16 protein-coding genes, 18 tRNA genes and 3 rRNA genes are annotated in these 24383 nt (G+C 53.1%); 36 read left to right on the top strand and 1 reads right to left on the bottom strand.

The annotated features are described in order from the left end of the window. The first annotated feature begins 101 nt into the window (after nt 1-101). The 11 genes from NYE69_RS30900 (at nt 102) to NYE69_RS30850 (ending at nt 11504) form a co-directional block, all read left to right on the top strand. The gene (locus NYE69_RS30900) at nt 102-713 is read left to right on the top strand and encodes a DedA family protein (RefSeq protein WP_340929864.1); all 612 of its coding nucleotides are present in this window, start codon (nt 102-104) and stop codon (nt 711-713) included. A 69-nt stretch (nt 714-782) separates the two neighbouring features. Beyond that, complete coding sequence (locus tag NYE69_RS30895; RefSeq protein WP_036619742.1) at nt 783-1409, top strand: MBL fold metallo-hydrolase; 627 nt, start codon at nt 783-785, stop codon at nt 1407-1409. Between the two features lie 681 nt (nt 1410-2090). Then, nucleotides 2091-2342 carry a hypothetical protein gene (locus NYE69_RS30890; protein ID WP_340929861.1) on the top strand — a complete coding sequence of 84 codons (252 nt, stop codon included), beginning with the start codon at nt 2091-2093 and terminating at the stop codon, nt 2340-2342. A gap of 81 nt (nt 2343-2423) precedes the next feature. Further along, entirely contained in the window at nt 2424-2807 is a 384-nt protein-coding gene (locus NYE69_RS30885; protein ID WP_036619744.1) for a hypothetical protein, read from the top strand. Nucleotides 2808-3180: 373 nt separating this feature from the next. Continuing rightward, nucleotides 3181-3468 (top strand): Asp-tRNA(Asn)/Glu-tRNA(Gln) amidotransferase subunit GatC, encoded by a 288-nt coding sequence (gene gatC / locus NYE69_RS30880; protein WP_328272563.1) that lies wholly within the window; start codon nt 3181-3183, stop codon nt 3466-3468. Nucleotides 3469-3546: 78 nt separating this feature from the next. After that, entirely contained in the window at nt 3547-5001 is a 1455-nt protein-coding gene (gene gatA, locus NYE69_RS30875) for an Asp-tRNA(Asn)/Glu-tRNA(Gln) amidotransferase subunit GatA (RefSeq protein ID WP_340929858.1), read from the top strand. 43 nt (nt 5002-5044) lie between these two features. Beyond that, nucleotides 5045-6484: an Asp-tRNA(Asn)/Glu-tRNA(Gln) amidotransferase subunit GatB gene (gatB, locus tag NYE69_RS30870; RefSeq protein ID WP_340929857.1), complete on the top strand. Its 1440-nt coding sequence runs from the start codon at nt 5045-5047 to the stop codon at nt 6482-6484. A 76-nt stretch (nt 6485-6560) separates the two neighbouring features. Further along, complete coding sequence (locus NYE69_RS30865; RefSeq protein ID WP_340929855.1) at nt 6561-7019, top strand: GNAT family N-acetyltransferase; 459 nt, start codon at nt 6561-6563, stop codon at nt 7017-7019. Nucleotides 7020-7265: 246 nt separating this feature from the next. Next, nucleotides 7266-9089, top strand: coding sequence for a DUF4097 family beta strand repeat-containing protein (locus NYE69_RS30860; RefSeq protein WP_340929853.1), 1824 nt, complete (start codon nt 7266-7268; stop codon nt 9087-9089). 144 nt (nt 9090-9233) lie between these two features. Continuing rightward, entirely contained in the window at nt 9234-9662 is a 429-nt protein-coding gene (perR, locus tag NYE69_RS30855; RefSeq protein ID WP_036619751.1) for a peroxide-responsive transcriptional repressor PerR, read from the top strand. Nucleotides 9663-9776: 114 nt separating this feature from the next. Further along, on the top strand, nt 9777-11504 hold the full coding sequence (locus NYE69_RS30850; protein WP_340929851.1) for a glycosyl hydrolase family 18 protein: 1728 nt from the start codon (nt 9777-9779) through the stop codon (nt 11502-11504). A gap of 55 nt (nt 11505-11559) precedes the next feature. On the opposite strand, the gene NYE69_RS30845 is transcribed toward NYE69_RS30850, so the two are convergent. Beyond that, a complete protein-coding gene (locus NYE69_RS30845; RefSeq protein ID WP_036619754.1) occupies nt 11560-11940 on the bottom strand; it encodes a DUF2614 family zinc ribbon-containing protein in 381 nt (126 codons plus the stop codon). 161 nt (nt 11941-12101) lie between these two features. Between NYE69_RS30845 and NYE69_RS30840 the strand changes: the two genes are divergently transcribed. From NYE69_RS30840 to NYE69_RS30720, 25 genes are all read left to right on the top strand, one after another. Further along, nucleotides 12102-12980, top strand: coding sequence for a nucleotidyltransferase-like protein (locus tag NYE69_RS30840; protein WP_328273384.1), 879 nt, complete (start codon nt 12102-12104; stop codon nt 12978-12980). A gap of 356 nt (nt 12981-13336) precedes the next feature. Continuing rightward, nucleotides 13337-14890: ribosomal RNA gene (locus NYE69_RS30835) — 16S ribosomal RNA — on the top strand. Nucleotides 14891-14993: 103 nt separating this feature from the next. After that, nucleotides 14994-15110: ribosomal RNA gene (gene rrf / locus NYE69_RS30830) — 5S ribosomal RNA — on the top strand. A gap of 37 nt (nt 15111-15147) precedes the next feature. Beyond that, a tRNA-Ile gene (locus tag NYE69_RS30825) sits at nt 15148-15224 on the top strand. Nucleotides 15225-15324: 100 nt separating this feature from the next. Then, nucleotides 15325-15400, top strand: a tRNA-Ala gene (locus NYE69_RS30820). A 209-nt stretch (nt 15401-15609) separates the two neighbouring features. Continuing rightward, nucleotides 15610-18540, top strand: a 23S ribosomal RNA gene (locus NYE69_RS30815). The 16S, 23S and 5S rRNA genes sit together here with 18 tRNA genes alongside, the layout of an rRNA operon. Before the next feature lie 94 nt (nt 18541-18634). Continuing rightward, nucleotides 18635-18707, top strand: a tRNA-Asn gene (locus NYE69_RS30810). A 72-nt stretch (nt 18708-18779) separates the two neighbouring features. Further along, nucleotides 18780-18871, top strand: a tRNA-Ser gene (locus NYE69_RS30805). Between the two features lie 10 nt (nt 18872-18881). Then, nucleotides 18882-18956, top strand: a tRNA-Glu gene (locus tag NYE69_RS30800). Between the two features lie 231 nt (nt 18957-19187). Beyond that, nucleotides 19188-19263: transfer RNA gene (locus NYE69_RS30795), tRNA-Val, on the top strand. Nucleotides 19264-19279: 16 nt separating this feature from the next. After that, nucleotides 19280-19353: transfer RNA gene (locus NYE69_RS30790), tRNA-Met, on the top strand. Between the two features lie 72 nt (nt 19354-19425). After that, nucleotides 19426-19502: transfer RNA gene (locus NYE69_RS30785), tRNA-Asp, on the top strand. 17 nt (nt 19503-19519) lie between these two features. Then, a tRNA-Phe gene (locus NYE69_RS30780) sits at nt 19520-19595 on the top strand. Between the two features lie 20 nt (nt 19596-19615). Next, nucleotides 19616-19691 (top strand) — tRNA-Thr (locus NYE69_RS30775). Between the two features lie 3 nt (nt 19692-19694). After that, nucleotides 19695-19780, top strand: a tRNA-Tyr gene (locus NYE69_RS30770). Between the two features lie 12 nt (nt 19781-19792). Further along, nucleotides 19793-19866: transfer RNA gene (locus NYE69_RS30765), tRNA-Trp, on the top strand. Between the two features lie 22 nt (nt 19867-19888). After that, nucleotides 19889-19964 (top strand) — tRNA-His (locus tag NYE69_RS30760). 15 nt (nt 19965-19979) lie between these two features. Next, nucleotides 19980-20054 (top strand) — tRNA-Gln (locus tag NYE69_RS30755). Between the two features lie 7 nt (nt 20055-20061). Further along, a tRNA-Gly gene (locus tag NYE69_RS30750) sits at nt 20062-20136 on the top strand. 11 nt (nt 20137-20147) lie between these two features. Next, a tRNA-Cys gene (locus tag NYE69_RS30745) sits at nt 20148-20221 on the top strand. A 12-nt stretch (nt 20222-20233) separates the two neighbouring features. Next, nucleotides 20234-20319 (top strand) — tRNA-Leu (locus NYE69_RS30740). A 21-nt stretch (nt 20320-20340) separates the two neighbouring features. Further along, nucleotides 20341-20420: transfer RNA gene (locus NYE69_RS30735), tRNA-Leu, on the top strand. A gap of 462 nt (nt 20421-20882) precedes the next feature. Continuing rightward, the gene (locus NYE69_RS30730) at nt 20883-22523 is read left to right on the top strand and encodes an ABC transporter substrate-binding protein (RefSeq protein ID WP_340929848.1); all 1641 of its coding nucleotides are present in this window, start codon (nt 20883-20885) and stop codon (nt 22521-22523) included. A 15-nt stretch (nt 22524-22538) separates the two neighbouring features. Then, on the top strand, nt 22539-23507 hold the full coding sequence (locus NYE69_RS30725; RefSeq protein ID WP_340929846.1) for an ABC transporter permease: 969 nt from the start codon (nt 22539-22541) through the stop codon (nt 23505-23507). Continuing rightward, nucleotides 23507-24343 carry an ABC transporter permease gene (locus tag NYE69_RS30720; protein ID WP_328271559.1) on the top strand — a complete coding sequence of 279 codons (837 nt, stop codon included), beginning with the start codon at nt 23507-23509 and terminating at the stop codon, nt 24341-24343. The genes NYE69_RS30725 and NYE69_RS30720 overlap by 1 nt, the downstream gene beginning before the upstream one ends. The last annotated feature ends 40 nt before the right edge of the window (nt 24344-24383 follow it).

The raw sequence follows: 24383 nt of genomic DNA, 5'->3' as shown, positions 1-24383 counted from the left end.
GAATGCATGTCCCCCGCTATGATAGAATAGACTTTGATCATAGGGACATTTTTGCAGGGCGGACAAGAAAACAAGAAGCGACGAGGAAAGAGGACGAAACGGTGGAGTGGATATCAAATCTAATCAGCACATTATTGGATTGGGTTCAGCAATTGGGGTACTTCGGCATTATGCTCGGTTTGATGATCGAGATCATTCCCAGCGAAATCGTGCTGGCTTACGGCGGATATTTGGTGCATATGGGCAGCATTAATTTCGTGGGGGCGGTGTTTTTCGGCGTTGTCGGCGGCGTTATCGCCCAGTTGTTCATTTACTGGATCGGGCGTTACGGCGGCAGACCGATTTTGGAAAAGTACGGGAAGTATATTTTGATTAAGAAAAAACATATCGACGTGTCCGAAGCCTGGTTTTTGAAATACGGGTCAGGCGTCATTTTTACCGCCCGGTTTATCCCGGTGGCGCGGCATGCGATTTCGATTCCGGCCGGGATGGCCAAAATGCCTGTCGGCAAGTTTTTGCTGCTGACCACGCTGGCGGTGATTCCCTGGTCGATCCTGTTCGTGTATTTGGGGATGCTGCTCGGCGAACAATGGCAGCATGTCGATGAGAAGGCGGGCCCTTACATCATGCCGATTCTGCTTGGCGCTTTGGCCTTGCTGATCGTGTATGTCGTCGTTAAAATGTACAGCAACAGGAAAAAAGCGGCGAAATAACGCTGCGGGCGCGTTAGAGGCGCAAAGGAACCGAGAACTAACCGAGAACAAAGGAAGAAGGCGGAAGGTATGCTGAAAATAGAAACATTTACGTTGGGGCCGCTGCAAACGAACGCTTACCTGGTCCGGGGCGACGATGAGAAGCGGGCGATCGTGATCGACCCGGGCATGAACCCGGGCCCGCTGCTGCGCGCCGTCGAAGGGCTGGAGATCGAAGCGATTCTGCTGACGCACGCGCATTTTGACCATATCGGCGGGGTCGACGAAATCCGCAAGCTGAAAAAATGCCCGGTATACGTCCACCCGCTCGAGAGCGAATGGCTGACCACGCCGAAGCTGAACGGCTCGCTCATGTGGCCGGAGGTGTCGCCGCCGATTTCGACCGATCCGGCCGAATACGATCTGGCCGAGGGGCAGAAGCTCCGGCTGATCGGGCGCGAATTTACCGTCTATCATACGCCGGGACATTCGCCGGGCAGCGTTAGTTTTTTGTGCGGGGACGAGCTGTTTTCCGGAGACGTGCTGTTTCGTTTAAGCGTCGGGCGGACCGATTTGCCGGGCGGCCGGGAAGCGGATTTGTACAATTCGATCCGCGGCAAGCTGTTCCGGATGCCGGATGAAGTTAAGGTTTACCCGGGGCATGGCCCCAAAACGGCGATCGGTTTCGAACGGGCCAACAATCCTTACGTTTCCTGAAAATTGTGTGAGAAAAACGTCTATCGACGTATTTTCAAGGAAGCCAAACCTTCGCTGTACCGGGGTTCGCGCCGCAACCTGATCGTCGCCGAGCAGATGATGCCGCGTTACCCCTATTTAACGGAAATAGAATGGTTTAAGAAGGACGACCCGGCGGGATCAACTGTAAAAGTGCATTCTATTTTTCGGCAAATCCTCATTTTAGGCGGTTGAAGCGCAGAAGTGCATCTCATTTCGGATAGTACGACAAAAAAGTAACTTTTGCCCGGACACGAACTGCACTTTGACATTTGAAGCGCTGGTTTAGAGGAGGTTCGACAAAAACCGCCTGCACTTTTGCATTTCGCGGGCTTCCCCCGTCAACGGCGAAATTACAACAAATTTCATGAAAAAGTGCAAAAATAGTGGACAAAAGTACATAGCTTTGGTAGGATGTACTTAATTAAAACATTGTAACTTTTGCGAAGCACGCAAGCTGTGGAATTGTCCCGGTTTGCGTTCTTTTTTGCTTTTATTTCCAATCGTTATGTTCGCCGCTTTCCTTTGCCGGTTCGATTTTGCTAAAATAAGGATAACAGATTGCAAACCGGAGGACCTCTAACGTGGATATCGAGCTGGCATTGCGCGTCCTGATCGCGGGGATATGCGGGCGCCCTGACCGGGTTCGAACGCAAGAACCGCATGAAAGAGGCGGGCGTTAGGACGCACTATGTCGCCCGCGGCCGGAGCGGCGCTGATGATCATCATTTCGAAATACGGCTTTCAGGACCAGATCGGCTGGAGCAGCTGCATATTTCCGTACCCGGCTTTGAAGCGGAGCGCAGGGATGAAGAAATCGAGTTGGAACTGCCGGTGAAATTTAAGTCGGGGGCGAATCTGGAAACCTTGCTGTCGTCCATGAATGAAGATATTAAACGGATGAAAGTAGAGTAACGGGCCGGAGGTTGCCTATCTTTCATTTTTTTAGTAGGATAATAAAATAACTTATTATTGAATGAATCAGGGAGGTAGACGATGCTTCATTTGGGAGAGAAAATTGTGATCGTCGGCGATGCCTTTGAGCAGAATCTTCCTGTTGGGGAATATGGCTACGTAATTGCTTATGACCGCAATCCGGATAACGCTTTTGACTATGTCATCAGATCTCCTAAGACGGGGCGGAATTACTTCGTTCCGCAGAGCGATATAGAATCCGAAGAACGGCTGATTGAGCAGGAAGTAGAGCGCAGAACACAGGAAGCACTGATCGATTACGCTTTGGCTACGCACAACGAGAAGCTTTTCCGGCAAATCATGAACGGCGAAAGCAACGATGCGGGCGAGCAAAACGAATCAACAAAGGAAGTAATGTCCCAGGCGGAATTCATCAAGCAGGTGAATTTGCGGGCATGGATATAAAGAGCCGGCGTTTGCCGGCTCTTTTTCTGTCCAACGAAGTCCAATTCAAAAAAACACCTCCGTCCCTTTTGAAGCAAAATGGGGAGCGGAGGTGTTTGCTTATTTATAATACGAAGCGATAAGCGGGACCATGTAGCCCGCGTTGTCACCGACTCGATTGCCATGATCATCCAGTACTCAAATATCATAGCAGACGAATGTAAAATTGAATGGATTTTTAAATAATGCTATTTTTGGGGTTGAAGCGAGATGGCCCGCGAATAGGTAACGATTGAATTGAGGGGGATTCTACAATATAATTTAAATCAATTGTATGGACATGGTAGAATGGAGCAATCAGGTTTTCCTGGCTTGAATAAAGGAGGGCAACAAAGTGAGTATCCAGATGAAGGACGTTGAACATGTGGCCAAGCTGGCCCGCTTGCATTTGACCGACGAGGAGCGGGAAATGTTCACGGAACAATTGAACGCTATTTTACAATATGCCGAGAAGTTAAATGAGCTGGACACCGAGCAAATCGAGCCGACGACGCATGTGCTGCATCTCAGCAACGTCATGCGGGAGGACGTGGTCAAAGAGAGCCTGCCGCCGGAGAAAGTATTCCTTAACGCGCCGGACGAAGAGGACGGGCAGTTTAAAGTTCCGGCCGTGCTGGAATAGGAATAGGTCCTGCATTCGGACCGGCATTCATTTGGGCGACATTTAGCTGAAACGTGAAAATTGAAGGAGGAAATAAGCTTGGCGCTGTTTGATTTGCGTTTGCAGGAGATACATAATCAACTGCACAACAAGGAGCTGTCCGTATCCGATTTGGTCGGCGAAGCCTTCGCCAAAATTCGGGAACGCGACGAGAAGATCGGGGCGTTTTTGACGCTGAACGAAGAAGGAGCCCGGGCCGAGGCCTCGCGGCTTGACGATAAGCTGGCTTCCGGGGAGCAACGGGGACTGCTGTTCGGTTTGCCGATCGGCATCAAGGACAACATGGTGACGGAAGGGCTGCTGACAACATGCGGCAGCCAGTTTTTGAAGAATTACAATCCGATCTACGATGCAACGGTGGTCGCGAAGCTGAAGCAAGCGGAAGCGGTGACGATCGGGAAACTGAACATGGACGAATTCGCCATGGGCGGATCGAACGAGAACTCCAGCTTCCATCCCGTGCGCAATCCGTGGGATTTAAGCCGCGTTCCCGGCGGTTCAAGCGGCGGATCGGCGGCGGCGGTGGCGGCCGGGGAAGCGTTTTTTGCGCTGGGTTCCGATACTGGCGGTTCGATCCGCCAACCGGCTTCGTACTGCGGTGTCGTCGGCCTGAAGCCGACTTACGGCCGCGTATCGAGATACGGGCTGGTGGCTTTTGCTTCCTCGCTGGATCAAATCGGTCCGATTACGAAAAATGTCGAGGATGCCGCTTACGTGCTGCAGGCGATCGCCGGACACGACCCCAAGGACTCCACTTCGGCGGATGTCGTAGTTCCGGATTACCTGTCGGCGCTGACCGGGGAAATTTCCGGGCTGAAAATCGCCGTGCCGAAGGAATACCTGGAGGGCGTCGACCCGCAGGTTAAAGCCGCGGTGCTGGAAGCTCTGCGCGTGCTGGAAAGCCTTGGCGCCGTGTGGGAAGAAGTTTCGCTGCCGCATACCGAATACGCCGTGGCGGCTTACTACCTGCTCGCGTCCTCCGAGGCGTCGTCCAACCTGTCGCGGTTTGACGGCGTCCGTTACGGCGTGCGCGCGGACCATGCCGGAAGCCTGCTCGATCTCTATTACGACTCGCGCAGCCAGGGCTTTGGTCCGGAAGTGAAGCGCCGTATCATGCTGGGGACTTACGCGCTCAGTTCGGGTTACTACGATGCCTACTACTTGAAGGCCCAGAAGGTCAGAACGCTGATCAAACAGGACTTCGACCAGACCTTTGCGAAATACGACGTCATTATCGGCCCAACGGCGCCGACGACGGCCTTCCCGTTGGGCTCGCAGGTCGACGATCCGCTGACGATGTATTTGAACGACATTTTGACGATTCCGGTCAGCTTGGCCGGCGTTCCTGCGCTGAGCGTGCCGTGCGGTTTTGCCGAGGGAATGCCGGTTGGCCTTCAGATCATCGGCAAGCCTTTTGACGAGAGCGCGATCCTGCGCGTGGCCCACGCGTTCGAAGCGAATACGGATCATCATCTGAAGCGTCCGGCGTTGTAAGAACCCCCATAGAATCCATTCAAAGTTTGCAGGAGGACAGGCCATGTCAATATCCAATTATGAAACGGTGATCGGGCTGGAGGTGCACGTGGAGCTGCATACGAAAACGAAAATTTTCTGCGGCTGTTCCACCGAATTCGGCGCACCGCCGAACACGCATACCTGCCCGGTATGTCTCGGGCATCCCGGCGTTCTGCCCGTGCTGAACCGCCAGGCCGTCGACTACGCGATGAAGGCGGCGATGGCGCTGAACTGCGAAATCGGCGATGTAAGCAAATTCGACCGCAAAAATTACTTCTACCCCGACTCGCCGAAAGCTTATCAAATTTCGCAATACGATCAGCCGATCGGCTTGAACGGATATATCGATATCGAAGTGGACGGGCGGACGAAACGGATCGGCATTACCCGCTTGCACCTGGAGGAGGATGCCGGCAAGCTGACGCACGTTGACGGCGGGTTCGCCTCGCTGGTCGACTTTAACCGCGTCGGTACGCCGCTGATTGAAATCGTGTCCGAGCCGGACATTTCCTCGCCGGAGGAAGCCAGAGCTTATCTGGAGAAGCTGCGGGCGATCATGCTGTATTGCGAAGTGTCCGACGTGAAGATGGAAGAAGGCTCGATGCGCTGCGACGCCAACATCAGCTTGCGTCCGCACGGGCAGCAGGAGTTCGGCACCCGGGCCGAACTCAAAAACATGAACTCGTTCCGCGGCGTGGTCCGCGGGCTGGAATACGAGCAGCTTCGCCAGGCCGAGATCTTGGACGAGGGCGGAGAAGTCGTACAGGAAACGCGCCGTTGGGACGAGTCCCAAGGCAAGACATTTTCGATGCGCGGCAAAGAGGAAGCGCATGACTATCGTTACTTCCCGGACCCGGATCTCGTGACTTTGCATATCGACCAAGCCTGGAAGGACCGGATCCGCGCCTCGATTCCCGAGCTGCCCGATGCGCGGAAGGCGCGGTACACTGCGGAATACGGGCTGCCGGAATATGACGCCGGCGTCATCACGTCTTCCAAGGCGCTGGCCGATCTGTTCGAGAACAGCCTGGAATATACGAAGGACGCCAAAGCGGTATCCAACTGGATCATGGGCGATTTGCTCGGCTATTTGAACACCAACGGCCTGGAGCTGGCTGATGTGAAATTGACAGGGCAAGGGCTTGGCGAAATGATCGGGCTGCTGGAAAAAGGCACGATCAGCTCGAAGATCGCCAAAACCGTATTCAAGGAAATGCTGCAAAGCGGCAAGCTGCCGCAGCAGATCGTCGAGGAGCAGGGCCTTGTGCAAATCAGCGACGAAGGCGCGATCAAGGCGATCGTGGACGAGGTGATCGCGGCCAATCCGGCTTCCGTCGAAGACTACAGGGCGGGCAAGGAGAAGGCGATCGGCTTCCTGGTCGGCCAGGTGATGAAGCAAAGCAAAGGGAAAGCGAACCCGGGGCTTGTCAACAAGCTGCTGGTGGAAGCGCTGAAAGGATAAGCAAGCCGGATTGCGGGCGGCCGGCGGCGAGCGAAGCAAGCTGCAATCCGGTACCGCACGGCTGGGGGGGAATTCGATGATCGCGAGATTGCCGCTGGAGGATGCCGATATCGTGGAGCAAATCTGGAGCCTGCAGCATCAAGCCTACAGGCTGGAGACCAGAGCCGTAGGGCTTGCGGAGGCTCCGCCCCTGCCGGATACGTTCGATTCGATCCGGAGCAGCGGGGATGCTTATTACGGCGTGCTGTCGGAAGACGGGGAGCTGCTGGGGGCTGCCGCCGTTCGGAGCGAAGCTCCCGGCACATTGGATATCACCCGCCTGATGGTGCACCCCGAACGCTTGCGGCAGGGCATCGGCTTCTCCCTGGTGCGGTACGTCCTTGACAACCATCCGGAAGCGAAGCGGTTTACGGTGGCGGCCAGCTCGCAAAACGCCCCGGCGGTCGCTCTATACCGCCGCTGCGGCTTTGTGCCGGGCGAAACGGTCCGCTCCGCCGCCGGCGTGGAACTGACGCTATTCCGTCTGGAAAGATAAAAGGGTTACGGCTAATTAAATATCCTGTGGCATGGGGATTGCCGGAACCTCGTCAAAGCGCGGGTGACAGGAGCTAAAGCGGCTTCTGGCACCCGGCGCTTTTTCTTTTTCTCCGCCTTTTCGCGGGCTCTTTTCGGGCGGGCCCATTTCATCCCATGTTACAGGCAGAGGCGATATCGGTTATTATTAAAAGATAAAGGTACTCCCGTACGGATATGACAGGCTCATAGAAAGGGGGAGGGAGAGATGACGCCGGATATGATGCCGATGCAGCCGCCGGCCGGGCCTGAGCGGACGAAAGGCTACAAGCCGCGGCGGCGTAAACGCAAAGCGATCGCCTGTTTGCTGTCCGCTCTGTTTCCGGGTTTGGGCCATTTGTATTTGCGCCTGTTTTTCCGGGCCATCGCTTTTATTTATTTTGTGCTTATCGACGCGTCCGCACTGATTTACTTTTCTTCCGTGCGGATGGCGATTAACGTACCGCTGCTCGTGCTGCTGGGATTGCTGATTCCGGCCGCATATTTCTACAGCATTTATGACGTGCTTCAATCCACCGACGCGCTGAACGCCCGTATGAGAAGAGAGCCGGAAGCGCACGGGGGGCGGCCGCCGGAAGCGGGCCGGAACCCGGGCTCGGGGGTGGGCCAGGGGATTCGCGCAAGCATCCTGCTGGTTGGCGGAGGCGCCCTGATGTTTTTGCTTCGGCAAAAGCCGGTTTGGCTGCAGGATTTGATTCAATACGGCGCGGAGTATATCGTGTCGGCCGCTTTGATCATGACGGCGCTGATTATGATGGTCCGCGAAGGGCGGCGCCGTTATTGGCGTTCGGGGCGTTTGACGGCTGCTGCGCTGCTCCTGTCGGTTGCCGTTCTTTTGCTGCTCGACAAGTTTACCGGCCTGGACGATATGCTGCTCCTTCGCAAGTGGTGGCCGCTCCTGTTCGTGTTTTGGGGGCTGGAGCATATTTTGGCCCTGGTCTGGAACTTTCGAAAAAAGCTCCGTCCGAAGCGCCTGCTGCGGGTGGATGCCCAAGGGCTGTTGCTCTCCATGTTTATTTCTTTTTCCGTGTTTGCCGTGACCCAGCAGGATCACTACATGCACCTCTGGAACCGGGTAAGCCTCGATTTGACGGCGGCCGGGACGGAGTACAGCGCTCAGGAGGGCTACCGGGTCGAGAAGCCGGAGCTTGAAATCCCGATCGACCTGGATACCGGCAAAATCGCGATCGACGGAATCAACGGGGATATCGAAGTGAAAAAGGCGAGCATTGAAAATGTCATTGTCAAATATACGGTTTGGGTGGATCAACTGGGAACGGAGGATGCCCGGAAAATCGCCGCCGGGACGTCCGTTGCCGCGAATGAAGGGAGCACGCTGGGTCTCTCCGTGCAGGACAAGGCGTACGGGGAGAGCGGCCGGCGCCACCCGCGCGTGGATCTGACCGTCGTGCTGCCGGAAAACCGCTTTTTGGATTTGGATATTTCCACCTCCAGCGGCGGCATTACGCTGACGGGGGTTCAGGCCATGAAGCAGGTCAAGCTGCAGACCGGAAACGGGGATTTGCGCCTGTGGGACGTCATCGGCGATGTCTCGGCGAAAACGCTGAACGGCGATATTGAACTGTACCGGATTTTCGGCGACGCCCAGGTTGACACCCAAGGAGGGAATGTCAAGGGCAGAGGAATTACCGGAAAAGCTTCCTTGTCCACCCTCGTTGGCGATATTACGCTGACGGAGGCGCAGGACGCGATTAAAACGAACACGAAAAACGGGAATATTCGCGTGGACGGCGTGCCGTCCGAGCTTCAGGCCGAATCCTTGAACGGCAAAGTGCATATTTCTTCCTCGTCGGTGGGGGGAGACTGGGATGTGTACAGCGCGGTCGGGGAAATCCGCTTTGATCTTCCGGAGGTTGGCGACTACACTTTGGAAGGTTCCAGCGGATATGGGGATATTTTTACCGAAATGCCGTTTACCGTAGAGGATAAGGAAATTAAAGGAGCCGTCGGCACCGGCAAATACCGGGTGAAAGTCGATGGGAACAGCAATTTGATCGTGAACCGGAACTGAAGATTTTGCAAAATAGTTCTTTTGTTCGGGAAGGCCTGGTTTATACTGCGTTGACAAAAGTTTTATCCTAAACGTACAATAAAATTACAGATTCTTGGAAAGTTGCTTGATCTGGAATGAGTTTATTTAAAGGCGGTGGACCTATTGACAACGCGCGTACAGCATGCTTTGGAGCAGCTGAAAAATAACGGTGTCCGCATTACGCCGCAGCGTCACGCCATACTCACTTATCTTATGGAATCGCTGAGCCATCCTACTGCGGATGAAATCTACCGCTCCTTGGAACCCCGTTTTCCGAACATGAGCGTGGCGACGGTATATAATAATTTGAAAATGTTAATGGAAGCAGGTATGGTCCGCGAGCTGACCTATGGCGACAATTCGAGCCGCTTTGATGCCGATGTATCCGACCATTACCATGTGATTTGCGAACGATGCGGCAAAATCAAGGATTTCAGCTACCCTTCGCTGGAGGATGTGGAGCGCAAAGCGGAGGAAGCGACCGGGTTTCAAATCCGCGGCCATCGGCTGGAGCTGTACGGCGTTTGCAGCGAATGCCGGATGGAACATTGATATAGCGAGTTGTTTGCCTGCGGGTTTTGTATAACGTGCGGGATTCCTTGGGGAATTCTTCACGTTTTTATTTTTAGCAAGCAGCGGGGAAATCTAGTATGCGGAGGTAGGGCATTGAGGAGCAGGAAAAGCACTTATCGCAGAAAAAGACGCGGCGGCAAGCTGAAATGGTGGTTTGGACTCGTAATTGTGATTGCAGGCATCTATTGGGCGGCTACGGCATTACTGCCTAACCGCAGCCATGTCAACCCGGAATGGTACGGGAAGGTGGAGAAACCGATATTCCTCGGCGGGGAGCTGTTGGACGGTTCGGCCATGGGTGAGGGGGACGGTTTGAAGCTGCCGCTCCCTGTCATTCAATCGGCCATTGATCCGAATGTTAGGTATGAAGAGGGGACGAAATCCGTTATTCTGACCACGCCGCGGAAGCTGGTTTTCCTTAAGGCGAATGAAAAGATCGCCAAAATCAACAACAAGCCGACGGAGCTGCTGTTTGCTCCGGAGGAGAAGGACGGGGTTCTGTACCTGCCGGCTCATCTGCTTGCGGAGATTTACGGAGCCGAAGTGCAGGAAGACCCGGAATCGGGAGCCGTCTTGCTGGCCAAAGCGGGGGAGAGCGTGCAGCAGGCCAGCGTGCAGACGTCATCGCGGGACAAGGATGCCACGGTGCCGCTGCGCACGGGGCCGAACATTCACCAGCCGGTCCTGGCGGATATGAAGCCGGATACCGAGCTGCGCATCCTGCAGTCGGCCGATGATTGGTATTATGTCCAGATGAACAACGGCTATACGGGATATGTACGTCATAAGAACGTGCTCGTCGGGGAGAAAAGAACGGTTCCGGAACTGAAGCTGGAGCTCTCTGCGGACAAGCAAAAGCGCATGTCCAAGAAGATCAGCATGACCTGGGAGGCCGTATATCAAGTCGCGCCCAATCCCGCCTCCATCGGCAAGCTGCCGGGCGTGAATGTGGTGAGCCCGACCTGGTTTTCGCTGGCGGACAATGAAGGGAATGTGCAAAGCAAGGCCGACATCGCGTATGTGAAATGGGCTCATGCCCAAGGGATGCAGGTGTGGGGGCTGTTCAGCAACAGCTTTGATCCGGACCGGACGACGGAAGCGCTGGCGAATTTCGACCGGCGGCTGACGACCATTTTGCAAATGCTTCATTACGCCCAAATTTACGATCTGGACGGAATTAATATCGACTACGAAAACGTATATACCGAGGACAAGGAAAATTTGATCCAATTCGTTCGCGAGCTGCGCCCGCTCGCCGAGGAGCAGGGACTGATCGTCTCGATCGACGTCACCCCGAAATCGAACAGCGAGATGTGGTCTGCTTTTCTGGACCGCGCGAAGCTTGGGGAAGCCGTGGACTATATGATATTAATGGCTTATGACGAGCATTGGGCGGCCAGCCCGGTTTCCGGCTCGGTTGCTTCGCTCCCGTGGGCCGAATCCTCCGCGACCCGGATTTTGCAGGAGGATGGTGTTCCTCCGGAGAAGCTGATCCTCGGCGTTCCGCTCTATACGCGGATCTGGACGGAAACCGAAAAAGACGGCAAAACGGAAGTCAGCTCGAAAGCGATCGGCATGAAGCGGGCTCAGGAAATTATCGCCGAAAAGAAGCTGAATCCCCGCCTGGCCGAAGAAACCGGGCAGAATTATGTGGAGTACAGCGATAAGGAAGGTCTGCACCGAATATGGCTGGAGGATGCAACGTCTCTGGCCCGGCGCGTGGAGCTGGCCAAATCGCTTGATCTGGCGGGCATCGCCGCCTGGAACCGAAGTTTTGCTTCGGATGAGGCCTGGGATGTGCTTAGTGGAATCATAGAATAGTTTATAGCAAAAAAAGCGGATCGCTCTCCCAAGCGATCCGCTTTTTTGCATAATTCTATCCGTTTTTGGCCGTAGTGGCGGTTCCTTGCTGCTCAAGTTGGTCCGCCGTGATATTGGCCTTGGCCGGGTCAAGGGTAAGCATCGTTTTGCAGAACATGCAGCGGTCGGTTTTCCCGAGCATTTTGGTCAATTTATGGCATTCCGGACATTCCAGTTGAACGGCCGAGGTCGACAGCATGCCGGCCCAAAAATAGACCGCCAGGCTGCCCAGCATCGAAATTAACCCGATGACCAGGCCGATGCCGGCGACGATTTTGCCGGATTGTCCCCAAAATACGATCCCCGCGGTCCCAAGCACCATCAAACCCATGCCAAGCATGGTCAGCAGCAAACCCCAAAGCCGGAATTCATTGATTTTACTTGATTTAAAAAACATCGGGCAAACCTCGATTCCTTATAAATTGCTCCGGTATCTGTGTCCGGCGCGCTCCCGTCCAAAACCTTCGCCAGCCAAAAAATGCAAGAAGGAAACTTTAACTAGGCGTAGAACTATATTATAACGAATTGGCAGGAATACGCCAAGGTGGGAGGCTATTCGTGGAACCAACCATTTTTTCGATAATGGACGAAGAGAAGGCCGGCCGTCAGGCGATCGGAGCGATCGGATACCGCCAGGACAACGGAAGTTCTCACGACACGCTGCTGCACGATTTCGAGTTTCTGATCCTGGTGGTGCATCATGGATTGGAGGAGCGAGGGATTCGGGTCGAGCATTGCCTAAGCGGCGACGCTCATTATCAGCTTTTGCATCTCGATTGCAGCGACATTGAAGACTGGGTCATTGCCGGGGATAACCGGGAACTGGTCAAATCCTTTTTGCATGGGGAGATTATTTGGGACATTGCCGGGGAATTGGCGGCTTTCCGTTCATATATCAATCAGTTTGAAGACGGCATCAGGGAAAAGCGCAAATTGAAAGAGTTCGCGAAATTCCTTAAGATGTACAGCGAAGCCAAGAAGCTCACTGCGGCCCAGGACTTGCTGGATGCGTATTACAGCGTGCTGCAGGCGCTCAAGCATTATGCCCGGATCGAGCTGATCGAGCAGGGGATACTGCCGGAGAGCCGGGTGTGGGAACAGGTGCGGTCCTTAAACTCGGTCGTTTACAAATTGTTCGACGAGCTGACGGATAATTCGGAGACGCTGGAGCAGCGCATCCAACTCGTTCTGCTGGCTTGCGAGTTCTCTTTGACAAGCAAAATGGAAAGCTGCTGTTCGCCGCTCTTGCGCATATTAGGCAGCCGCAAGGAAGCCTGGAGCATTCAGGAACTGATGCAGCTTCCCGAACTTGCTCATGTGAAGGACGAACTTCCCCTCGTGCTTCGAAGATTGGTGTATAGGGGGCTGATAAAGGAGTCCGCCAAGACCCAAAAAGAAAGCAAAGGCGAACAACGCGAATTGCGGTATTGGGTTTGAAAAGGCCGTTTGAAGTTCCTATATAATTCCTGCAACTTAGGGGGTTGACTCCTGGGTTGAATCTGTGATACATTATATCTCGCCCTTAAAAAGGCAACGAAGTTTTGAAGCGTCAATCGGCATTATGCCGAAGATTTTTTCAAAAAACTTCTTGACTTAATAAAGGCTGATGTGATATATTAAAAAGGTCGCTGCTGAAATGAATTAGCGACAAATAAGATGAGATTGAGCTCGGCATTATGCCGAATTGAATATCATCATGAATGGTTTGATCTTTGAAAACTGAACAACGAGTGAGTATTAAATGAGAATTAAAATTCTCGTCAGTTTTTCTAAATGAGCAAGTCAAACAACCTTTATTGGAGAGTTTGATCCTGGCTCAGGACGAACGCTGGCGGCGTGCCTAATACATGCAAGTCGAGCGGACCTGATGGAGTGCTTGCACTCCTGATGGTTAGCGGCGGACGGGTGAGTAACACGTAGGCAACCTGCCCGTAAGACCGGGATAACTACCGGAAACGGTAGCTAATACCGGATAATCAAGTCTCTCGCATGGGAGGCTTGGGAAAGGCGGAGCAATCTGTCACTTACGGATGGGCCTGCGGCGCATTAGCTAGTTGGTGGGGTAACGGCTCACCAAGGCGACGATGCGTAGCCGACCTGAGAGGGTGAACGGCCACACTGGGACTGAGACACGGCCCAGACTCCTACGGGAGGCAGCAGTAGGGAATCTTCCGCAATGGACGAAAGTCTGACGGAGCAACGCCGCGTGAGTGATGAAGGTTTTCGGATCGTAAAGCTCTGTTGCCAGGGAAGAACGTCCTGTAGAGTAACTGCTACAGGAGTGACGGTACCTGAGAAGAAAGCCCCGGCTAACTACGTGCCAGCAGCCGCGGTAATACGTAGGGGGCAAGCGTTGTCCGGAATTATTGGGCGTAAAGCGCGCGCAGGCGGCTGTTTAAGTCTGGTGTTTAATCCTGGGGCTCAACCCCGGGTCGCACTGGAAACTGGACGGCTTGAGTGCAGAAGAGGAGAGTGGAATTCCACGTGTAGCGGTGAAATGCGTAGAGATGTGGAGGAACACCAGTGGCGAAGGCGACTCTCTGGGCTGTAACTGACGCTGAGGCGCGAAAGCGTGGGGAGCAAACAGGATTAGATACCCTGGTAGTCCACGCCGTAAACGATGAGTGCTAGGTGTTAGGGGTTTCGATACCCTTGGTGCCGAAGTAAACACATTAAGCACTCCGCCTGGGGAGTACGGCCGCAAGGCTGAAACTCAAAGGAATTGACGGGGACCCGCACAAGCAGTGGAGTATGTGGTTTAATTCGAAGCAACGCGAAGAACCTTACCAGGTCTTGACATCCCTCTGACCGCTGTAGAGATATGGCTTTCCTTCGGGACAGAGGAGACAGGTGGTGCATGGTTGTCGTCAGCTCGTGTCGTGAGATGTTGGGTTAAGTCCCGCAACGAGCGCAACCCTTGACTTTAGTTGCCAGCATGTAATGGTGGGCACTCTAGAGTGACTGCCGGTGACAAACCGGAGGAAGGTGGGGATGACGTCAAATCATCATGCCCCTTATGACCTGGGCTACACACGTACTACAATGGCCGGTACAACGGGAAGCGAAGGAGCGATCTGGAGCGAATCCTAGAAAAGCCGGTCTCAGTTCGGATTGCAGGCTGCAACTCGCCTGCATGAAGTCGGAATTGCTAGTAATCGCGGATCAGCATGCCGCGGTGAATACGTTCCCGGGTCTTGTACACACCGCCCGTCACACCACGAGAGTTTACAACACCCGAAGTCGGTGAGGTAACCGCAAGGGGCCAGCCGCCGAAGGTGGGGTAGATGATTGGGGTGAAGTCGTAACAAGGTAGCCGTATCGGAAGGTGCGGCTGGATCACCTCCTTTCTATGGAGAATCGCTTCCTGCGATGGAAGCATTCAAATAGCTAACTCAGGTTAGCAAACTTACTCACTCGTTGGTCAGTTTTGAGAGTTCAAACTCTCATGCGTTTGGTGATGATGGCGGAGGGGTTCCACGCGTACCCATCCCGAACACGACCGTTAAGCCCTCCAGCGCCGATGGTACTTGGACCGAAGGGTCCTGGGAGAGTAGGACGTCGCCAAGCGCAGCCCATTTTTGGGTGCATAAATAAATATTGTTATGGGCCCTTAGCTCAGTTGGTTAGAGCGCACCCCTGATAAGGGTGAGGTCGGTGGTTCGAGTCCACTAGGGCCCACCATAATCCCATAACATGTGCTGCGTGTTTTTTGGTAGAAGTCGCCGATAATTCATTCGGAATCGCCTTCACAGCATGACGTTAATTTTTGGGATAAATCTATGGGGCCATAGCTCAGCTGGGAGAGCGCCTGCCTTGCAAGCAGGAGGTCAGGAGTTCGATCCTCCTTGGCTCCACCATACTTTATTGTTTCCAACACTTACCGGTTGAACGGTGAGGCAGGAGATGATAAGATATTCTTCCGCCGGTAAAATGGCGAAGAAACTTGATCCTTGAAAACTGGATAACGAAACGAAATTTGCGTTTTAGAACAATCCTTTTAGCTGAACTTGTGTCAAAACAAGTGAAGATATTAGTGGTTTGATGTTTTTCCTTCGGGAAAAATCATGGTTAAGCTACTAAGAGCACACGGAGGATGCCTAGGCGCTAGGAGCCGAAGAAGGACGTGGCGAACAACGAAACTGCCTCGGGGAGCTGTAAGCAAGCATCGATCCGGGGATGTCCGAATGGGGAAACCCGGCTGGGGTAATACCTAGTCACTCATCACTGAATCCATAGGTGGTGAAGAGGCATACCAGGGGAACTGAAACATCTAAGTACCCTGAGGAAGAGAAAACAATAGTGATTCCGTCAGTAGCGGCGAGCGAACGCGGATTAGCCTAAACCGAAGAGCTTGCTCTTCGGGGTTGTGGGACGTCTCACATGGAGTTACAAAGGCGGAGGTTAGACGAACAGGTCTGGAAAGGCCGGCCAGAGAAGGTAAAAGCCCTGTAATCGAAAGTCTCCGCCCTCCGAGACGGATCCCGAGTAGTGCGGGGCACGTGAAACCCCGTATGAATCTGCCAGGACCATCTGGTAAGGCTAAATACTCCCTAGCGACCGATAGTGAAGCAGTACCGTGAGGGAAAGGTGAAAAGCACCCCGGAAGGGGAGTGAAACAGAACCTGAAACCGTGTGCTTACAAGAAGTCAGAGCCCTCTATATGGGTGATGGCGTGCCTTTTGTAGAATGAACCGGCGAGTTACGTTTGCAAGCAAGGTTAAGGCGAGAAGCCGGAGCCGCAGCGAAAGCGAGTCTGAATAGGGCGAATTTAGTTTGTAGGCGTAGACCCGAAACCGTGTGATCTACCCCTGTCCAGGGTGAAGGTGCGGTAACACGCACTGGAGGCCCGAACCCACGTACGTTGAAAAGTGCGGGGATGAGGTGGGGGTAGCGGAGAAATTCCAATCGAACTCGGAGATAGCTGGTTCTCCCCGAAATAGCTTTAGGGCTAGCCTCGGTGTGACAGTCGTGGAGGTAGAGCACTGATTGGGTGCGGGGCCCGCAAGGGTTACCAAGCTCAGTCAAACTCCGAATGCCATAGACTGATTCACCGGGAGTCAGACAGTGAGTGCTAAGATCCATTGTCAAAAGGGAAACAGCCCAGACCATCAGCTAAGGTCCCCAAGTGTGTGTTAAGTGGGAAAGGATGTGGAGTTGCACAGACAACCAGGATGTTGGCTTAGAAGCAGCCACCATTTAAAGAGTGCGTAATAGCTCACTGGTCGAGTGACTCTGCGCCGAAAATGTAACGGGGCTAAACACACCACCGAAGCTATGGCTTGATCGTAAGATCAGGGGTAGGGGAGCGTTGTATGTAGGTTGAAGGTGTACCGTAAGGAGCGCTGGACTTCATACAAGTGAGAATGCCGGTATGAGTAACGAAAAGATCAGTGAGAATCTGATCCGCCGAAAGCCTAAGGGTTCCTGAGGAAGGTTCGTCCGCTCAGGGTAAGTCGGGACCTAAGGCGAGGCCGAAAGGCGTAGTCGAAGGACAACAGGTTGAAATTCCTGTACCACCATAATCCGCTACGAGCGATGGGGTGACGCAGGAGGGTAGTGACGCGGGGCGATGGAATGCCCCGTCCAAGCAGTGAGGCTGGTGTGTAGGCAAATCCGCACACCGTAAGGCTGGGCTGTGATGGGGAGGGAAAATTTACAGTACCGAAGGTCATGATCTCACACTGCCGAGAAAAGCCTCTAGCCAGGAGAAGGTGCCCGTACCGCAAACCGACACAGGTAGGCGAGAAGAGAATTCTAAGGCGCGCGGAAGAACTCTCGTTAAGGAACTCGGCAAAATGACCCCGTAACTTCGGGAGAAGGGGTGCCCCGGTAGAGTGAATAGCTCGAGGGGGCCGCAGTGAAAAGGCCCAAGCGACTGTTTAGCAAAAACACAGGTCTGTGCGAAGCCGCAAGGCGAAGTATACGGGCTGACGCCTGCCCGGTGCTGGAAGGTTAAGGGGAGCGGTTAGGGGTTAAACCCGAAGCTGTGAACCGAAGCCCCAGTAAACGGCGGCCGTAACTATAACGGTCCTAAGGTAGCGAAATTCCTTGTCAGGTAAATTCTGACCCGCACGAATGGCGTAACGACTTGGGCGCTGTCTCAACGAGAGATCCGGTGAAATTTTAATACCTGTGAAGATGCAGGTTACCCGCGACAAGACGGAAAGACCCCATGGAGCTTTACTGCAGCTTGATATTGGACTTTGATACGATTTGTACAGGATAGGTGGGAGCCTAGGAAGTGGGAGCGCAAGCTTCCATGGAGGCGACGTTGGGATACCACCCTGATCGTATCGGAGTTCTAACCCAGTACCGTAAGCCGGTACGGGGACCGTGTCAGGCGGGCAGTTTGACTGGGGCGGTCGCCTCCTAAAGAGTAACGGAGGCGCCCCAAGGTTCCCTCAGAATGGTTGGAAATCATTCGTAGAGTGCAAAGGCAAAAGGGAGCTTGACTGCGAGACTGACAAGTCGAGCAGGGACGAAAGTCGGGCTTAGTGATCCGGTGGTACCGCATGGAAGGGCCATCGCTCAACGGATAAAAGCTACCCTGGGGATAACAGGCTTATCTCCCCCAAGAGTCCACATCGACGGGGAGGTTTGGCACCTCGATGTCGGCTCATCGCATCCTGGGGCTGAAGTAGGTCCCAAGGGTTGGGCTGTTCGCCCATTAAAGCGGTACGCGAGCTGGGTTCAGAACGTCGTGAGACAGTTCGGTCCCTATCTGTCGTGGGCGCAGGAAATTTGAGAGGAGCTGTCCTTAGTACGAGAGGACCGGGATGGACGCACCGCTGGTGTACCAGTTGTTCCGCCAGGAGCACAGCTGGGTAGCTAAGTGCGGACGGGATAAGCGCTGAAAGCATCTAAGCGTGAAGCCCCCCTCAAGATGAGATTTCCCAATTAGTAAGACCCCTTGAAGACGACGAGGTTGATAGGCCTGAGGTGGAAGTGCAGCAATGCATGGAGCTGACAGGTACTAATCGGTCGAGGGCTTATCCAAACAAATACCCCGAAATGGAGTAGGGGAACTAAAACAGCAAATTTGTTTCGTATCCAGTTTTCAAGGATTAACACCTTGAAAATTTAATTAATGTTCCCTGATAGCTCAGTCGGTAGAGCACTCGACTGTTAATCGAGTTGTCACAGGTTCGAGTCCTGTTCGGGGAGTCATAGTCCCCAGAAAGTGTGGGTTTGCTTCTAAGCTTATACCGATTACTTTCTGGGGACCCCAAAACACGTGGAGAGGTGTCCGAGTTGGCCGAAGGAGCACGATTGGAAATCGTGTAGGCGTCACAAGCGTCTCGAGGGTTCGAATCCCTCTCTCTCCGCCATTAATCATATGGCCCGTTGGTCAAGGGGTTAAGACACCTCCCTTTCACGGAGGTAACAGGGGTTCGAATCCCCTACGGGTCACCACTTTCTTAATAGCTTCAAGCAGGGGTGAGAAACCCTATTAGGGGTTCGTCGGAGCATAGGCTTCGATAGGAATACTTCGCAGTCTCAAGCGAAGCGAGAGTATCCCCTACGGGTCATTGCTTTCTTAATATGTTTCAATTGGGGTTAAGAATCCCCCGAGAAGAGCTTTATTTACAGAAGTACTTGATTTGTTGCTATGTTATCTGGTACAATAAGATTTGTCTTTTCCATGGAGGCTTAGCTCAGCTGGGAGAGCATCTGCCTTACAAGCAGAGGGTCGGGGGTTCGATCCCCTCAGCCTCCACCATATTGTATTTTAACGACGCGGGGTGGAGCAGCCCGGTAGCTCGTCGGGCTCATAACCCGAAGGCCGCAGGTTCAAATCCTGCCCCCGCAATTAACTCCAAAATTAGTGATGAAAAGCTTAGGCTTGCTCGGATCGGTTTGTGGAGTTCGCAATTATCAGTGTGGAGCCGTGGTGTAGAGGCCTAACATGCCTGCCTGTCACGCAGGAGACCGCGGGTTCGAATCCCGTCGGCTCCGCCATTTATATCTAATTGCAAGGCTCGGTAGCTCAGTCGGTAGAGCAGAGGACTGAAAATCCTCGTGTCGGCGGTTCGATTCCGTCCCGAGCCACCATTAAAAAACGAAAATTAAAAGCCGGTGTAGCTCAATTGGTAGAGCAACTGACTTGTAATCAGTAGGTTGGGGGTTCAAGTCCTCTCGCCGGCACCACGTGGAGGCTTAGCGAAGTGGCCAAACGCAGCAGACTGTAAATCTGTTCTCTGACGAGTTCGGTGGTTCGAATCCATCAGCCTCCACCAGTTTTATCTAATAGGGGCATAGTTTAAAGGTAGAACAGCGGTCTCCAAAACCGTTAGTGTGGGTTCAATTCCTGCTGCCCCTGCCAGTTTTGAAACTTGAATAATATGGCGGTCGTGGCGAAGTGGTTAACGCACCGGATTGTGGCTCCGGCATTCGTGGGTTCGATCCCCATCGATCGCCCCATATTTTCAACTTTATTGGGGATTAGCCAAGCGGTAAGGCAACGGACTTTGACTCCGTCATGCATAGGTTCGAATCCTATATCCCCAGCCATTTATAAGCGGACGTGGCTCAGCGGTAGAGCATCGCCTTGCCAAGGCGAGGGTCGCGGGTTCGATTCCCGTCGTCCGCTCCATTTTTATCTTTGGCGCCATAGCCAAGTGGTAAGGCACAGCTCTGCAAAAGCTTTATCCCCAGTTCGAATCTGGGTGGCGCCTCCATTATTTTTACTTGCGGGAGTGGCGGAATCGGCAGACGCACAGGACTTAAAATCCTGCGGTAGGTGACTACCGTACCAGTTCAAGTCTGGTCTTCCGCACTTTGTATATATTTTATATTTGCCGGTGTGGCGGAATTGGCAGACGCGCGCGACTCAAAATCGTGAGGGAAACCGTGGAGGTTCGAGTCCTCTCACCGGCATATTCAAAATGATCAGCTCTTAAGAGGAGGATGCTCCTATCTTAAGAGCTTTTTTTGTATGATGAAAAAGAAGGGAAGGCGAAGTTGGGGAAGACTCAGAGTGATTTATGATTTTATTACCTGAATCTGTGTACGTGCTTTTGCTTATTATAATGAATTTTGAGATAAAAAGCCGTGAATAGCACCTCAAACCAAATAAGGTTGGGGTGCTATTCATTTTGTGGTTACGGGCGAAAAATCTGCGTGGGAGCTATGTTTTACCGAGGTTTGTGGAACGGTATGACAAGAAATAATGATTGACACCAATAATCGTTATAATTACAATTAAGTCATTAATCGTAATTATTACTATTAAAGAAGGGCGGCCGGAATTTTTGTGTCTTTGACCATGCCGGCCTAAAAAATTTATCGATGGAGGTAGATATGCGAATATTGGTAAGAAAGTTATTGGGGAGAAAGGCATTGCCAGCCCTAACGTACTTATTGGTTATGTTATTGCTCGTTACCGCTTGCAATTCCGGAACAACCGGGCATGAAAACGCGTCCGCGGACCCCAAAGATTTTACGGTCAAGGAGGAATTGGTTTTAGCGGTAGGAAAAGTGGATATCGGGATGTTCGACCCGAAGAAGGGCTGGGGAACGCACGCCCAGATTCGCCTGACTCACAGTTCGCTGCTAACCATTGATTCCGATCTGAACTTCATCGGAGATCTGGCCAAATCCTATTCCGTCAGCGCGGATGGATTAACGTGGACCTTTCCTCTCCGTGAAGACGTGAAATTTTCCAGTGGCGAACCTGTAACGGCCGAGGATGTCAAGTTTACATATGAAATGCTCAAGGAAGACGGTATAAAGTTTGATTTGTCTTTCGTCAAGTCGATCGAAATAGCGGACGGGAATACCATCCTCATTCATCTGAACGAGCCCCGTTCCACCTTTGTTAGCCAACTCACCGAAATCGGGATTGTTCCCAAGGCTCACTATAACGATCAATATTCCAACAATCCGATCGGTTCGGGACCCTATAAGGTCGTCCAATATAATGACGGCCAGCAGATCATTATGGAGTATAACCCGTATTGGTACGGGAAGGAGCCGCAATTCAAAAAATTGACGTTTCTGCTGCTGGAAGAGGACGCCGCCCTGGCCGCGGCGAAAGCCGGGCAAGCGGACATGGTCTATGTCCCGCCAACCTTTGCGGAACAACAAGTTCCAGGGATGACGCTTCGCACATTCGAAAGCATCGATTCCCGGGGAATCATGCTGCCCACCGTACCAAGCGGCGGCAAGGGAAAAACGAATGACAAAGAAGTGGAAGTCGGGAATGATGTGACCTCCGATCTGGCTATCCGCCAGGCGCTGAACATCGGGCTGGACCGCCAGAAACTGCTGGATGTGGCGCTGGGCGGGTACGGTCAAAAAGCATACTGCCTGTGCGATAATATGCCTTGGTTTAACGAAGAGACGGTTGTAGAAGACGGAGATATTGAAGCGGCGAAGCAAATTTTGGCCCGCGGAGGCTGGGCGGATGCCGATCAGGATGGCATTGTGGAAAAAGACGACCTGAAGGCGGAGTTCGACATGTACTACAGCTCCAGCGATCAGCTTCGCACCGACCTTTCGCTGGCCGTTGCCGACCAGGCCAAGGAATTTGGCATCAAGATCAATCTGATCGGCGCGACCTGGGATGAAATTTACGTCAAAGGCAAAACCGCCGCGGCAGCATGGGGAGGCGGAAGGCATCATCCTCACCAGTTGTATACGATGAATTCCTCCAAGGTTATCGACACGGGTTACAACAATATGTCCAACTATCGCAATGCCAAAGTTGATGAATATCTGGATCATGCGCTTACGGCAACCACGCAGGAGGAGGCCAATAAATACTGGAAGCTGGCGCAATGGGACGGACAGACAGGTTTCAGCGGAATCGGAGACGCCCCGATCGTTTGGCTGGTTCGCGTAGACCACTTGTATCTGGCCGATGAAAAGCTGGATCTCGGCAAACAGCCGGTTCACTCGCATGGTCATGAATGGGCGTTGTTCGGCAATATTACCGAATGGACATGGGGGAACCAGTCCGCTGCCGATGATCATATGTAAAGAAGGGGGATTCGCTTGATCAGAAGTATATCGATTCGTTGCATTCGCGTAGTAACCCTGCTGATTGGATTATCCATGTTGACCTTCTCCCTCGTCCAACTTTCGCCGATCGATCCCGTGAATGCTTATATCGGCGGAGACAGCTCGGCATCGCCGGAGCAAATCGAGAAGTTCAAAGCTTATTGGGGCGTCGACCAAAGTCCGGTAGAGAAGTATTTTTCCTGGGCGGGGGCGTTATTGCAAGGCAATTTCGGCACTTCTTTGCTGTATCGCAGCCCGGTCATCGATATTATTCAAAGCCGCTTTTTAACCTCGCTGGCGTTGATGGGAACGGCGTGGGTACTGTCCGGAGTGATCGGATATGCACTGGGCAGCATGGCCGCCATGAATCGCGGGAAGATGATTGACAGAGCGATCAAATGGTACAGCTACACGCTGGTGTCGACGCCGATTTTCTGGATGGGTCTCATCCTGATGATCGTTTTTGCGGTTTGGCTGCATTGGTTTCCCGTTGGTCTGGCTGTACCGGCGGGAGTTATGGAGAGCGAGGTGCGGTTCATCGACCGGCTGCATCACTTTGTTTTACCGGCGGTAACCTTAAGCATTTTGGGGGTAGCCAATGTCGCCATGCACACGCGTGAGAAAATGATCGACATCCTGAATTCGGAATACGTCGTGTTTGCCAGGGCCAGGGGAGAGAGCGGGTGGCAAATCTTCAAAAACCACGGCTTCCGCAACTCCATTCTTCCGGCGATTTCGCTTCAGTTTGCGTATTTTGGCGAGCTGTTTGGAGGTTCCATGCTTGCCGAGCAGGTATTCGCTTATCCCGGACTCGGCAGCACCTTAACGACGGCGGGGTTGAAGGGCGATCTTCCGCTGATGGTGGGCATCATTCTGATCAGTTCCTTGTTCGTTTTTGCCGGAAACCTGATCGCCGATGTACTGAACAATGTAATCGATCCCCGAACGAAGGAGGCGCGGTAATGCAGTCCGTACAAGAAGGATTTAATGCTCGCAAAAAAATGATCCGGATGCTCGTTGCCTCGATTGGTTTTCTGTTTGTGCTGCTGCTGCTCAGCTTTTTGCTGAGCGACGACAATCTTCGTTTGGGCGCAGGGGGCAAAAACCGGGCTCCAAGTATCAGTCACCTGTTTGGAACCGATTGGCTGGGAAGAGACATGTTCACACGGACGATCAAAGGCTTGCGTCTGTCGCTGACGATCGGCGCGTTTACTTCCTTGCTCAGTGTGGTGATTGCCGTAGTCATGGGGATTTGTGCGGCAACGTTCGGCAAAGCCGTGGATGCCGTCATTTCCTGGGTCATCGATTTGTTTATCGGCATGCCCCATCTTGTCTTTATGGTGCTCATTTGTTTTATTGCCGGCGGGGGCCTCTATGGCATCGTATTGGGGATTTCACTGACGCATTGGACAGCGCTGGCCAGAGTCGTCCGATCGGAGGTGCTCCAAATCAAAAATGCCGAATATATTCAAATCTCCAAAAGCTACGGGAAATCCCCTTGGTATATAGCCAGAAAGCATCTGCTGCCGGCGATTTTTCCGCAAATGATGATCGGCTTTCTGCTCATGTTTCCTCATGTAATCTTGCATGAAGCGGCACTGACCTTTTTGGGATTTGGCCTGTCTCCGCAAACGCCGGCTGTAGGCATTATTCTGTCGGAAGCGATGAACCATATTTCGACCGGAAAATGGTGGTTGGTCGTGTTTCCCGGCTTGCTGCTGGTCACGGTGATCAAAAGCTTTGACAGTATCGGCGAACAGTTCCGTATTTTGACGGAGCCGGTCAGTTCTCACGAATGAGCCGATGCTTCCGAAGCGAGTTTTGTACGAAGTTGATCAG

The sequence above is a fragment of the Paenibacillus sp. FSL R5-0527 genome (genome assembly GCF_038008055.1).
GTDB lineage: Bacteria > Bacillota > Bacilli > Paenibacillales > Paenibacillaceae > Fontibacillus > Fontibacillus macerans.
The sequence above is the reverse complement of the archived record's forward strand: the minus strand, read 5'-3'. Positions and strand labels throughout refer to the sequence as shown.

Coding starts and splice junctions, on each gene's coding strand:
- NYE69_RS30845 (WP_036619754.1), bottom strand. CDS start 11,940: ATGTTTTTTAAATCAAGTAAAATCAATGAATTCCGGCTTTGGGGTTTG.
- NYE69_RS30895 (WP_036619742.1), top strand. CDS start 783: ATGCTGAAAATAGAAACATTTACGTTGGGGCCGCTGCAAACGAACGCT.
- gatB (WP_340929857.1), top strand. CDS start 5,045: ATGTCAATATCCAATTATGAAACGGTGATCGGGCTGGAGGTGCACGTG.
- NYE69_RS30885 (WP_036619744.1), top strand. CDS start 2,424: ATGCTTCATTTGGGAGAGAAAATTGTGATCGTCGGCGATGCCTTTGAG.
- NYE69_RS30890 (WP_340929861.1), top strand. CDS start 2,091: ATGAAAGAGGCGGGCGTTAGGACGCACTATGTCGCCCGCGGCCGGAGC.
- NYE69_RS30865 (WP_340929855.1), top strand. CDS start 6,561: ATGATCGCGAGATTGCCGCTGGAGGATGCCGATATCGTGGAGCAAATC.
- NYE69_RS30720 (WP_328271559.1), top strand. CDS start 23,507: ATGCAGTCCGTACAAGAAGGATTTAATGCTCGCAAAAAAATGATCCGG.
- NYE69_RS30860 (WP_340929853.1), top strand. CDS start 7,266: ATGACGCCGGATATGATGCCGATGCAGCCGCCGGCCGGGCCTGAGCGG.